This window comes from Microbacterium sp. BF1, from assembly GCF_019279095.1.
Classification (GTDB): domain Bacteria; phylum Actinomycetota; class Actinomycetes; order Actinomycetales; family Microbacteriaceae; genus Microbacterium; species Microbacterium maritypicum.
The window spans coordinates 1-11,292 of sequence record NZ_JAGYWT010000026.1 but is presented as its reverse complement, the minus strand read 5'-3'; the positions used below and the strand labels follow the sequence as shown (position 1 = coordinate 11,292).

Annotated in this window: 12 protein-coding genes and 1 tRNA gene; 3 read left to right on the top strand and 10 right to left on the bottom strand. The window is 68.0% G+C overall.

Annotation, left to right across the window (positions count from 1 at the left end; translation table 11 throughout):
• The 5 genes from KZA10_RS01910 to KZA10_RS01890 form a co-directional block, all read right to left on the bottom strand.
• Nucleotides 1-778: FAD:protein FMN transferase (locus KZA10_RS01910; protein WP_218682038.1), on the bottom strand; the 778-nt coding region annotated here is incomplete at its 3' end.
• Nucleotides 779-792: 14 nt separating this feature from the next.
• Nucleotides 793-1,266 carry an FMN-binding protein gene (locus KZA10_RS01905; RefSeq protein WP_218682037.1) on the bottom strand — a complete coding sequence of 158 codons (474 nt, stop codon included), beginning with the start codon at nucleotides 1,264-1,266 and terminating at the stop codon, nucleotides 793-795.
• Nucleotides 1,267-1,359: 93 nt separating this feature from the next.
• Nucleotides 1,360-2,394, bottom strand: coding sequence for a ribose-phosphate diphosphokinase (locus KZA10_RS01900; RefSeq protein WP_017828424.1), 1,035 nt, complete (start codon nucleotides 2,392-2,394; stop codon nucleotides 1,360-1,362).
• Between the two features lie 6 nt (nucleotides 2,395-2,400).
• Complete coding sequence (gene glmU, locus KZA10_RS01895; RefSeq protein WP_218682036.1) at nucleotides 2,401-3,831, bottom strand: bifunctional UDP-N-acetylglucosamine diphosphorylase/glucosamine-1-phosphate N-acetyltransferase GlmU; 1,431 nt, start codon at nucleotides 3,829-3,831, stop codon at nucleotides 2,401-2,403.
• 1 nt (nucleotide 3,832) lies between these two features.
• A tRNA-Gln gene (locus tag KZA10_RS01890) sits at nucleotides 3,833-3,904 on the bottom strand.
• Between the two features lie 111 nt (nucleotides 3,905-4,015).
• Here KZA10_RS01890 and KZA10_RS01885 point away from each other — a divergent pair.
• Genes KZA10_RS01885 through KZA10_RS01875 form a run of 3 tightly spaced genes read left to right on the top strand, consistent with a single transcriptional unit; the run spans nucleotide 4,016 to nucleotide 5,988 of the window.
• Nucleotides 4,016-4,513: a GNAT family N-acetyltransferase gene (locus KZA10_RS01885; RefSeq protein ID WP_218682035.1), complete on the top strand. Its 498-nt coding sequence runs from the start codon at nucleotides 4,016-4,018 to the stop codon at nucleotides 4,511-4,513.
• A gap of 7 nt (nucleotides 4,514-4,520) precedes the next feature.
• On the top strand, nucleotides 4,521-5,015 hold the full coding sequence (locus KZA10_RS01880) for a MarR family winged helix-turn-helix transcriptional regulator (RefSeq protein WP_055870746.1): 495 nt from the start codon (nucleotides 4,521-4,523) through the stop codon (nucleotides 5,013-5,015).
• A 19-nt stretch (nucleotides 5,016-5,034) separates the two neighbouring features.
• Nucleotides 5,035-5,988 carry a pseudouridine synthase gene (locus KZA10_RS01875; protein ID WP_218682034.1) on the top strand — a complete coding sequence of 318 codons (954 nt, stop codon included), beginning with the start codon at nucleotides 5,035-5,037 and terminating at the stop codon, nucleotides 5,986-5,988.
• On the opposite strand, the gene KZA10_RS01870 is transcribed toward KZA10_RS01875, so the two are convergent.
• The 5 genes from KZA10_RS01870 to KZA10_RS17615 form a co-directional block, all read right to left on the bottom strand.
• Nucleotides 5,975-6,634 (bottom strand): methionine ABC transporter permease, encoded by a 660-nt coding sequence (locus tag KZA10_RS01870; RefSeq protein ID WP_127482036.1) that lies wholly within the window; start codon nucleotides 6,632-6,634, stop codon nucleotides 5,975-5,977. The two genes, KZA10_RS01875 and KZA10_RS01870, sit on opposite strands and share 14 nt — an antisense overlap.
• Nucleotides 6,634-7,677, bottom strand: a complete 1,044-nt coding sequence (locus KZA10_RS01865) for a methionine ABC transporter ATP-binding protein (protein ID WP_218682033.1) — start codon at nucleotides 7,675-7,677, stop codon at nucleotides 6,634-6,636. The genes KZA10_RS01870 and KZA10_RS01865 overlap by 1 nt, the downstream gene beginning before the upstream one ends.
• A 95-nt stretch (nucleotides 7,678-7,772) precedes the next feature.
• The gene (locus KZA10_RS01860) at nucleotides 7,773-8,684 is read right to left on the bottom strand and encodes a MetQ/NlpA family ABC transporter substrate-binding protein (RefSeq protein ID WP_218682032.1); all 912 of its coding nucleotides are present in this window, start codon (nucleotides 8,682-8,684) and stop codon (nucleotides 7,773-7,775) included.
• A 73-nt stretch (nucleotides 8,685-8,757) separates the two neighbouring features.
• Nucleotides 8,758-11,088 (bottom strand): ATP-dependent helicase, encoded by a 2,331-nt coding sequence (locus tag KZA10_RS01855; protein ID WP_256934295.1) that lies wholly within the window; start codon nucleotides 11,086-11,088, stop codon nucleotides 8,758-8,760.
• Nucleotides 11,085-11,292 (bottom strand): PhoH family protein (locus KZA10_RS17615; protein ID WP_256934294.1); only part of this gene is annotated, 208 nt, incomplete at its 5' end. The genes KZA10_RS17615 and KZA10_RS01855, both read right to left, overlap by 4 nt.

Here is an 11,292-nt window from a genome sequence, read left to right as displayed (position 1 = left end):
CGACGCCCCAGGCGGCCGCGATCTCGTCGCCGCCGTCGAAGAAGAGCGCCGTCGCCACCGCATCGGCCGTCATCGTCTCCGGTGCCCACGCCCAGGTCGCGGCCCAGGTGCGCACCGGGAGTCCGGTACGGGCGTCGAGCACGTGATGCAGTCCGCTCCCCCACGCTCGTCGGTTGATCGCCGAGGCGCACAGCGCCTGATCCTGCACCTCGACGACCCCGATCGCCTTCGTCGGGTCGAACGGATGCTCCAGGCCGATGCGCACACCGGACCCGCGGACTCGGATGTCGCCGCCGGCGTCGACCACGAGATCTCCGGGCACGCCCGCCAGGACCGCCGTCACGAGGTCGACGAGGCGTCCTTTGCCGAGCGCGCCGACATCGAGCAGGGCCGGGGTGGATGCGGTGACCCCGGTGTCGGTCCAGGACAGACGCTGCTCCCAGGTATCGGGAGCGCGCACCGGATCTCCCGCGGTCAGAGAGTAGTCCGCGTCATATCCGAGCGCGTCGAGGCTGTCGGCGACGAGCGGGTTGACGGCTCCTCCGGTCGCGGCGGAGAGCTCGCGATACGCGTCGAGCATGGGCCCGGCATCGGAGGAAGCCAGAGCGCCGCCCTCCCGACCGAGGCGCACGACGTCCGAGTCCGTGCGGAACCGGGACCACTCGCGGTCGAAGCGCTGGATCTCCGCGGAGACCGCTGCCGTCACGGATTCCGGAAGCGCATCCGTCGTCTCGATCTCCCAGTGCGTTCCGATGGCCTCGAAGCGCCAGCTCGCCATGGGAAGTCAGGCGCCTAGGAGGCGGCCTGCTCCTTGATCGACTCGACGGCCTTGTTGAAACCGCCACTGGTGAGCGACGAGCCGGCCACGCGGCTGACGTTCAGGTCGTCGAGCGCCTTGCCATCGACCTCGTCCGCGATCCCGGCGATGAACTGCCCCTGGTACTGCTTGCTCTCGGGGGCCTGCGGGTCTCCCGTGACCTCGACGTCGGTCACGACGCCGTCGGCGAGCGTGAGGGTGACGGAGATCTCCTCGACCGTCTCCGGCGTCTGGTACGAGCCCTCGGCCGTGTAGGTGCCGTCGGCGTAGGTCCCCGTGGAATCGCCGCCGGACGACGAGGAGGAAGAACCGGCATCGGGCGTGCTGCCGGTGCTGTTCGGCGTCTCGGCGTCAGCGGTTCCGGAGCATCCGGCGAGGACGAAGAGTCCCGCGATTCCGAGGAGGGCGGTTCCCTTGCGGACAGAGGTCGGTACGATCGTGCGGATCATTGTGGTCCTCCCGGCTCGGTGTCGGCCGACGCGCTCGTCGACCATTCGACCGTAAGCACGGCGGCTATGCGCGGGCTGTGCCGTGACGATGCGTTACGCGTCGCCGCCGAACATGCTCGTCACGGAGCCGTCCTCGAACACCTCGTGGATCGCGCGTGCGAGCAGCGGGGCGATCGGGAGGATGGTCAGGTTGTCCCAGCGACGCGATTCGGTGAGCGGGATCGTGTCGGTGATGACGACCTCGTCGATGGACGAGTCCTGCAGCCGCTCCGATGCCGGGTCGCTGAAGATCGCGTGCGTGGCGGCCACGATGACGCGGTGGGCGCCGTTCGCCTTGAGCGCCTGGGCCGCCTTGACGATCGTTCCGCCGGTGTCGATCATGTCGTCGACGAGCAGGCAGGTGCGGCCGTCGACGGCACCCACGATCTCATGCACGGAGACCTGGTTGGCGACCTTCGGGTCGCGGCGCTTGTGGATGATCGCGAGCGGAGCGCCGAGGCTGTCCGACCACGTGTCGGCGACACGCACGCGGCCCATGTCCGGCGACACGACGGTGAGGATCTCCCGGTCGGCCGGCGACAGGGTGCGCTCGAAGTAGTCCAGGAGCACGGGCTTGGCGAACAGGTGGTCGACGGGACCGTCGAAGAACCCCTGGATCTGCGCCGCGTGCAGGTCGACGCTCATGACACGGTCGGCGCCTGCGGTCTTCAGCAGATCGGCGACGAGTCGGGCACTGATCGGCTCACGGCCGCGGCCCTTCTTGTCCTGACGCGAATACGGATAGTACGGCGCGACGACGGTGATGCGCTTGGCCGAGGCGCGCTTGGCGGCGTCGATCATGATGAGCGTCTCCATGAGCCACTCGTTGACCGGTTCGCCGAACGTCTGGATGAGGAAGAGATCCACGCCACGGATCGACACCTCGAAGCGGGCGTAGATCTCACCCGATGCGAACGTGCGGTGCTCCACCGGTGCGATCTCGGTGCCGAGAGCCTCGGCGACGGCTGCGGTGAGCTCGGGGTGCGAGCGACCGCCGGCGACGACGAGCCGCTTCTTGGTCTTGGCGATGATCCCGGGGGCCACGCCGTTGTCGCGATCCAGATCGACCGTCTTCTTCTTGCGCGCCATGTCCGCCTATTCCGCCGAATTCTCGCGGGACGCAGCATCCGCCGCGCCCGTCCCTGCTCTGTTCTTCTCGACCCAGCCCTCGATGTTGCGCTGGGGCGCGACGCTCATGGCCAGAGCGCCGGCGGGGACGTCCTTGCGGACGACGGCGCCTGCACCGGTCTTCGCACCGGCTCCCAGCCTAACGGGCGCGACGAGCACCGTGTGCGACCCGGTGTGCACCTCGTCGCCGATCTCGGTGCGGTGCTTGTTCACGTCGTCGTAGTTGGCGGTGATCGTGCTCGCGCCGAGGTTCACGCCGCGCCCGATCGTGGCGTCGCCCACGTACGAGAGGTGGGGCACCTTGCTGCCTTCGCCGATCTCGGCGTTCTTGGTCTCGACGTAGGCGCCGATCTTGCCCTTGGCGCCCAGCACCGTGCCGGGGCGGAGGAACGAGAACGGGCCCACCGTGGCCTCGGCGCCGATCACCGCGAGAGTGGCGTCGGTGCGGCGGACGATCGCATCCTCGCCGACCTCGCAGTCGACCAGAGTCGTGTCCGGACCGATGACGGCGCCGGAGGCGATCGTCGTGGCCCGCAGGATCTGCGTGTTCGGGAGGATCGTGACGTCGGGCGCGAGCGTCGCGTCGTCATCGATCCGGGTGGTGGTCGGGTCGATCACGGTGACGCCCTCGAGCTGCCAGCGGCGCACGATGCGCTGGTTGAGCAGACGACCGACCTCGGCCAGCTGAGCACGGTCGTTGACACCGAAGGTGACCGAGATGTCGGAGACGACCGATGCCGCCACCCGGTCGCCGTCGCGGCGCAGCAGGCCGGGGACGTCGGTCAGGTACATCTCGCCCTGAGCGTTGTCGACGCCGACCCTGGGCAGGTAGTCCCGAAGCGTCGCGGCACGGAACACGTACATCCCGGCGTTGATCTCGCGGACGGCGGCCTCTTCGGCGTTGGCGTCCTTCTGCTCCACGATGCGATCGACGCCGCCGTCGGCATCGCGCACGACGCGTCCGTAGCCGGTCGGATCGTCGACCAGCGCCGTCATCAGCGTGGCCGGAGCGCCCGAGGCGCGGTGCTCCGCGAGGAAGGCGGAGAGGGTGTCGGCATCGGCCAGCGGGCAGTCGCCCGAGAGTACGAGCACGTCGCCGTCGAAGTCGGGGGGGAGAGCATCCACAGCCACCTGCACCGCACGTCCGGTTCCGGGGATGTCGTCCTGGTCGACGAACACCGCATCCGGGTAGTCGGCCTGGAGAGCTGCGACCACCTGGTCGCGCTCGTGTCGCACGACCACCTCGACGTGCGCGGCCTGCAGCCGCCCCGCCGTGGTGAGGACGTGACCCACCAGCGGACGACCGCTGATCGGGTGCAGCACCTTCGGCAGGCGCGACTTCATGCGGGTGCCCTGGCCTGCGGCGAGGACGATGATGGCGAGATTGTTCCCAGTCATGCTCCGCCGCCAGGACTCGAACCTAGACCTAACAGCTCCAAAGGCTGTCGTGCTGCCATTACACCACGGCGGACCGCGCCGCCCCGAGGACGCCGCGGGGACAAGTCTGCCATGCTCCGGCCCCGCATCCGCTGACACCACCGCTCGTCATCCCGCCGAAACACGGCTCTGGGATGCTGACGAGATGAGCATCGTGATCGAACGGGTGGAGACCGCGAGCCCCGCCCTCGCCGAGTTCCTGGTCGCCCATCATGCGGAGATGGAGCACACGGCACCGGCGGAGAGTCGTCACGCCCTGGTGTTCGAGCGTCTGCTCGCCCCTGGTGTGCGGCTGTTCGCCGGTCACCTCGACGGCCGCCCCGTGGCCACCGGAGCGCTGGCGGCGGTCGAGGACACACACGAGGAGATCAAGTCGATGCGCACCGACCCCGCTCTGCGCGGGCGCGGCCTCGGACGCGCGATGCTCGGCTTCCTCCTGACGGATGCCGAGGCCCGCGGCATCCGTCGGATCTCCCTGGAGACCGGGAGTGCCGACTTCTTCGCCCCGGCACGGGCCCTGTACCACGCAGTCGGCTTCCGTGAATGCGGACCGTTCGGGGGCTACACCGCCGACCCGTACAGCACCTTCATGACACTCGATCTGCCCGCGGCGTCCGTGATCGCCGACTCGCACACGGGATAATGGGCGGATGAGCGAGGCGGATGAGGTCGACCGGATCGTGGGCGCGTGGAACACCCAGCGCCCCGACCTCGACTTCTCACCCCTCGAGGTCCTGTCCCGGATGGATCGTCTGTCGCGACACCTCGACCGCGCCCGCCGTGACGTGTTCCGTCGCAGCGATCTGGAGCACTGGGAGTGGGATGTGCTGTCGGCGCTGCGCAGGGCCGGCGCGCCGTTCCAGCTCTCCCCCAAGCAGCTGCTGCAGCAGACACTGGTGTCCAGCGGCACCATGACCAACCGGATCGACCGTCTCGTCGGACGGCGCTTCGTGCGTCGCGAGGCAGACCCCGGTGACGGCCGCAGTGTGCTGGTGACGCTCACCGACGACGGCCGCATCCGTGTGGATGCCGCCATCACGCGTCTGGTCGACGTGGAAGCGGATCTGCTGCAGGCCCTCTCCCGCTCGGATCGGGATCGCCTCGCGGGACTGCTGCGCAAGCTGAGTCTGAGCTTCGACTCGTGACCGGCCGCATCTGATGGGCATGCCCTCTCCCCTCCCTGTGCGCGACGGCGTGGGAGCCACACGACTGCACGTGCCGCTGACCGGGCCGTGGCCCACCGCCGCGGCCTACATGGTCGAGCGCTTCTTCCACATGGATCCCGAGCGTCTGCTCGCGCGGTTCGACCGCGGCGAGATCGTGCGTGCCGACGGCTCCCCCGTCCCTCGCGACGCCCCGCTGGGCAGCGTCGAATTCGTCTGGTACTACCGCGAACCCGCTGTCGAGACGCGGATCCCCTTCGAGATCGAGGTCCTGCACCAGGACGAGCATCTCGTGGTCGTCGACAAGCCGCATTTCCTGCCGACGACTCCCGGCGGCAAGTTCCTGCAGAACTCGGCGCTGGTGCGCTTGCGCAATCTCCTCGACAATCCCGACCTGGCGCCGATCCACCGCCTGGACCGTGCGACCGCCGGGCTGCTGATGTTCTCGACACGGCCGGCGACCCGCGGTGCCTACCAGTTGATGTTCGAGAACCGGCAGATGCAGAAGGTCTACGAGGCGGTCTCCGCACTCCCCGAGGGCGGCGAGTTGCCCTCGTTCCCCCTCGTGTATCGCAACCACATCGAGAAGCCGCGGGCCCAGGTGCGGGTGCAGGTCGACGACACCAGGGAACCGAACGCCGAGACGCTGATCGCGCTGATCAGCAGCGACGATCGCGTGGTGCACACCCTGCTCAGACCGCACAGCGGCAAGATGCACCAGCTGCGCGTGCACCTCGCCGCCCTCGGCATCGGCATCCTCAACGACAGGTTCTACCCCGAGCTGCTCGAGGACCTGCCCGACGACTTCGACCGCCCCCTGCAACTGCTCGCGCGGGAGCTGCGGTTCGTCGATCCACTGAGCGGCGAGGAGCGGGTGTTCACCACGCGGCGCACGCTGCAGCACGCGCCCGCCGGCGAGGATCCCGTCAGCGAAGATCCCGTCAGCGGCGCATGACCTTGCGCGCCAGGCGCGTTCCGAGCATCTGCACGAGGTGCACGAACACCACGATCAGGACGATCGCCGTCCACATCACGACCGGCTCGAACTGCCGGAATCCGTAGATCTGCGCGAACGCGCCGAGACCGCCTCCGCCGATCAGACCGGCCATCGCCGTCATATCGATGAGCGCGACCACGATGAACGTGTAGCCGAGGATCAGCGGTCCCAGCGACTCGGGGATGGCCACGGTGAAGAGGATGCGCCAGGGGCCGGCGCCCATCGCGCGCGCGGCTTCGATCACGCCGGGTGGGACCGAGACGAGGTGCTGCTCGACGATGCGACCGATCGCGAACGCGGCGGCGAGAGCGATCATGAACGCTCCGGCGGTGGTTCCGATCCCGGTGCCGACCACCACACGGGCGAACGGCTGCGCGACGGCCACGAAGAGGACGAAGGGGATCGGGCGGAAGAAGTTCACCCCGAGGTTGGCGATCAACGCGACCGGCTTGTTCTGCGCGAGCCCGCCGGGACGGGTGACGTAGAGGATGACGCCGATCGCCAGGCCGAGGATGCCGCCGAGGACGAGCGCGAACGTCGTCATGTAGAGCGTCTCGAGTGCGGCCTTCCACAGCTCGGGCCACAGTTCGTTCAGGCGGTCCATCAGCGCGCCTCCTCTCCGGCGATCTCGGTCACTTCGACACGTTCGGCGATGTTCGCGAGAGCGCTATCGATCACGGCGTCCTCGCCGCGGATGGCGAGGGTGAGGTGCCCGAAGGCCCGTCCGCGGATGTCGTTGATCCCTCCGTATACGAGCTCGAAGTCGAGCCCGGCACCGGCGAGATCGAGGAATACCTGCGCCTGTGAGGAGTCACCGTCGCGGAAGGAGAACGTGACGAGGCGGCCCTGATGCCGCTCGCGCAGGACGGAACGCTCGGACGGCGAGGGCACGCCCTTCACCACCGTTCCGACGAAGCGCTGCGACGCCGGGTTCTGCGGTGACGAGAAGACGTCGAACACATCACCCTGCTCGATCACACGGCCGTTCTCCATCACGGCCACCTTGGTGGCGATCGTCTGGATCACATCCATCTCGTGCGTGATGACGACGATCGTGACACCCTGCTCCTTGTTGACCCGCTGGAGCAGATCGAGCACCTCGTGAGTGGTCTGGGGGTCGAGGGCGCTGGTGGCCTCGTCCGCGAGCAGGATCGCGGGCCCGGTGGCGAGTGCGCGGGCGATGCCGACGCGCTGCTTCTGCCCGCCGGAGAGCTGCTCGGGATATGCCTTCGCCTTGTCGGCGAGGCCGACGAAGCTGAGCAGCTCGGCCACCCGCGTCTCGATATCCGCCTTGGACCAGCCTGCGAGCTTGAGCGGGTAGGCGATGTTGGCCTTGACGGTGCGGGAGGAAAACAGGTTGAACTGCTGGAAGATCATGCCGATCCCCCCGCGGACCGCGCGCAGCTCGCTCTCCTTGAGCGCGGTGATGTCGACGCCGTCGACCGTGATGGTGCCGCTCGTCGCGGGCTCCAACGCGTTGATGAGGCGGACGAGGGTCGACTTGCCCGCGCCGGAGTATCCGATGATGCCGAAGACGTCACCCTTCTCGATCGAGAGGGAGACGTCGTCCACGGCCACGACTTCCGCGCCCTCACGAGTGCGGGACGGGTAGGTCTTGGAGACGTTCGTCAGGGTGACGATCGACATGTGCTGCTCCGGTCTGCTTCGGGAACGAAGAATCGGGTGACGCGTTTCGCGCCACCCGATTCTCCCTTATCGGACAGGGTGGGAATCCCCGCGTCCTACTTCTTCGCGTCGGCGTCCTTCTGGACCTTCGCGAGCGACGCGACCAGATCCTCCACCGGCGTCTGCAGGGCCACCGCGGTGCCGCCGGACGACTCGAGCAGACCCTTCTGGACGGCCTCGTTCGTCTGGAAGATCTCGACGAGCTTGAGGTAGGTCTCGTTGTCGGCGTCTTCGGCACGGGCGGCGAAGATGTTCACGTACGGCAGGGCACTGGCATCTTCGGGGTCGTCCTGCGCGATCGCGTCCTCGAAGGTGAGACCGGCATCCTGCACGAAGTCGTTGTTGATGATCGCCGCGGCGACGTCGGGCAGCGAGGTCGGGATGAGCGCGGCCTCGAGAGCGGTGACCTTGACCTTGGACTTGTCGGTGTCGACATCGGCGAGGTCGGAGTACGGCGTGCCGCCGCTCTTCAGCTCGACGAGGCCGGCCTGCTGCAGCACGTTCAGCGCACGCGCCTGGTTGGAGGCGTCGTCGGGCACGGCCACCGTCTCGCCCTCGGGGATGCTGTCGACGTCGTCGTACTTCTTCGAGTACAGACCGAGCGGGTAGATCGCGGTCGAGCCGATCGGGGTGAGGTCGGAGCCCGAGGCGTTGTTGTACTCGGCGAGGTAGACGATGTGCTGGAACTGGTTGAGGTCGATCTCTCCCTCGGTGAGCGCGGGGTTGGGCTGCTCGTAGGAGCCGAAGTCGACCAGTTCGACCGTGATCCCCTCTTCGGCTGCGGCATCGACGAACGCCGGCCACTGCTCGTCGCCCTTGCCGACGACGCCGATCTTGACGACCTCGTCCTCGGACGATCCGTCACTGCCGGAGCCGGCGTCGGTTGATCCCGTGGCGCAGCCTGCGAGTGCGACGAAGAGCGGGACCACGGCGAGCGCGGCGAGGATGGAGGTGGTGCGGCGTGACATGTGAAGGAGTTCCTCTCTTGGGGGGGGACTCGAATACGTTAGGCAGCGCGCACCGCGCACGCGGAATCGTGTGTCACACGGCGTCACAGCAGACACGGAACCCGACGTTCAGTCGTACTCCTCGATCCCCTGCAGGCGCACCTGCTCGAGGTCGAGGCGGGCTGAGATGCTGCCCCGGCAGCGACTTCACCGCGAACCGGTCTCCTGAGCCCGAACCGCCGAAGCCGCCCTGGCGACGTGCGTTCAGTGCGCGCGACTGCATGCCGCCGCGCGAGTTCACATCGCCCGGCGACTGTCGCCAGTCGATCAGGCCCGCCGGGATCTCCTGCAGGAAGCGGCTGGGCATCGCGACAGTGACCTCGCCGAACTGCGCCCTCGTCATCGCGAGGGACAGGTGCAGACGCTTGCGGGCACGCGTGATTCCGACGTAGAAGAGTCGACGCTCCTCCTGCGGTCCACCGGGCTCGCCGGCCGAGATGCGGTGCGGGATGAGGTCTTCCTCGACGCCGGTGACGAACACGGCGTCGTACTCCAGACCCTTGGCCGTATGCATGGTCATGAGCGAGACCGAGCCCGACTCGTCGTCGAGGTCATCGGCATCGGAGACCAGGGCGACCTCGGTGAGGAAGTCGACGATCGTGCCTTCGGGGTTGTTGCGCGCGAAGTCGCGGGCGACGGCGACGAACTCGTCGAGGTTCTCGACGCGCGCCTCGTCCTGCGGATCGCGGCTCGCACGCAGTGCGTCGAGATACCCGCTCTTGCCCAGCAGCAGACTCAGGCCGTCGGCTACCGCGGTGGGTGGCGGCAGCTCGCCGCTGGCGGGTGTCAGGATGGCGGCGGCTTCGGCGAGCACCGCGTCGAGCTGACCGATCGCCGCCTGGATCTTCGGCCCGACGCCGAGCTGGCCCGGCATCGACAGCGCATCGCGGAAGCTGATGCCGTTCTCCTCGGCGAACCGGGCGATGGCCGTCTCGGTCACGTCTCCGATGCCGCGCCGTGGCTTGTTCAGGATGCGCCGCACCGACATCTCATCGGCCGGGTTCGCGACCGCGACGAGATACGCGAGTGCATCCTTGATCTCGGCACGGTCGTAGAACTTCGTGCCGCCCATGATCTTGTACGGCACCGCGGAGCGGATGAAGATCTCCTCCAGCGCACGGGACTGCGAGTTCGTGCGGTAGAACACCGCCATCTCGGAGTAGGGCATACCGGCCCGGTGCAGCGCCTCGACCTCATCGGCCACGAACTGCGCCTCGTCGTGCTGCGAGTAGCCCGTGAAGCCGATGATGGGATCGCCGTCGCCCTTGTCGCTCCAGAGCTTCTTGTCCTTGCGGTCGAAGTTGTTGCCGATCACCGCGTTCGCCGCCGACAGGATGTTCTGCGTCGACCGGTAGTTCTGCTCGAGAAGCACCACTCGAGCACCCGGGAAGTCGCGTTCGAACTCGCTGATGTTGCGGATGTCCGCCCCGCGGAACGCGTAGATCGACTGGTCGGAGTCGCCGACCACGGTGAGCGAGGCGCCGGGCTCACCGGCATCCGCCGTTGGCGCCGGATCGGGCTCGAAGATCATCATGCCGTTGGAGGCATATGGATCGGGGGCGGAACCCGCAGCCCCCGACACGGGGCGCGTGAGCTCGTGGATCAGCGAGTACTGGGCGTGGTTGGTGTCCTGGTACTCGTCGACCAGGATGTGGCGGAAACGGCGGCGGTAGGTGTCGGCGACCTGCGGGAACGCCCGGAACAGGTACACGGTCTGCCCGATCAGATCGTCGAAGTCGAAGGCGTTGGCCTTCTGCAGCTGCCGCTGGTAGTCGGCGAAGACCTCGACGAAGACCCGTTCGGCCGGATCGCTCATGTTGGCCTGGCGCGCGTACGACTCGGCGTCAGACAGCTCGTTCTTGAGCTTGGAGATGCGCGACTGCACCGACGCGGGCGTGAGCCCGTAGGCGTCGGCCTCGTGCTCCTTGACCAGGCGCTTGAGGAGCGCCCGCGAGTCGCCGGAGTCGTAGATCGTGAACGACTTGGTGTAGCCGAACTGCTCGGCCTCACGGCGCAGGATGCGCACGCACGCGGAGTGGAACGTGGAGATCCACATGCCACGGGCGGCGTCGCCGATCAGTCCCTCGACACGCTCGCGCATCTCTCCGGCGGCCTTGTTGGTGAAGGTGATCGCGAGGATCTGACTCGGCCATGCCTCCCGCCCGCGCAGCAGCGAGGCGATGCGGCGGGTGAGCACGCTGGTCTTGCCCGATCCGGCCCCCGCGACGATGAGCAGCGCGGGACCGCGATAGGTGACGGCCTCGAGCTGCTGCGGGTTGAGGCCGGCGAGGAGATCGTCCTGTCCAGGGTCTCCCGACGAGCGAGGACCGGTGGTGGAGGGGACGATGAGAGGAGCTTCGGTCATGGCCTTATGAGTCTAGGCGTCGGCACCGACACCACGGCACGGGATCCCGGGGCGCAGACGGCGGGAGGAGGGGTGCGTGTGCCGAAGCCGAGACGGGTCAGGAACATCTTCATCTGCTCTGGGGTGGTGTTCTGCGCCTCGTCGAGCACGACGAAGGAGTCGTTGAGGGTACGGCCGCGCATATAGGCGAGAGGTGCCACCTCG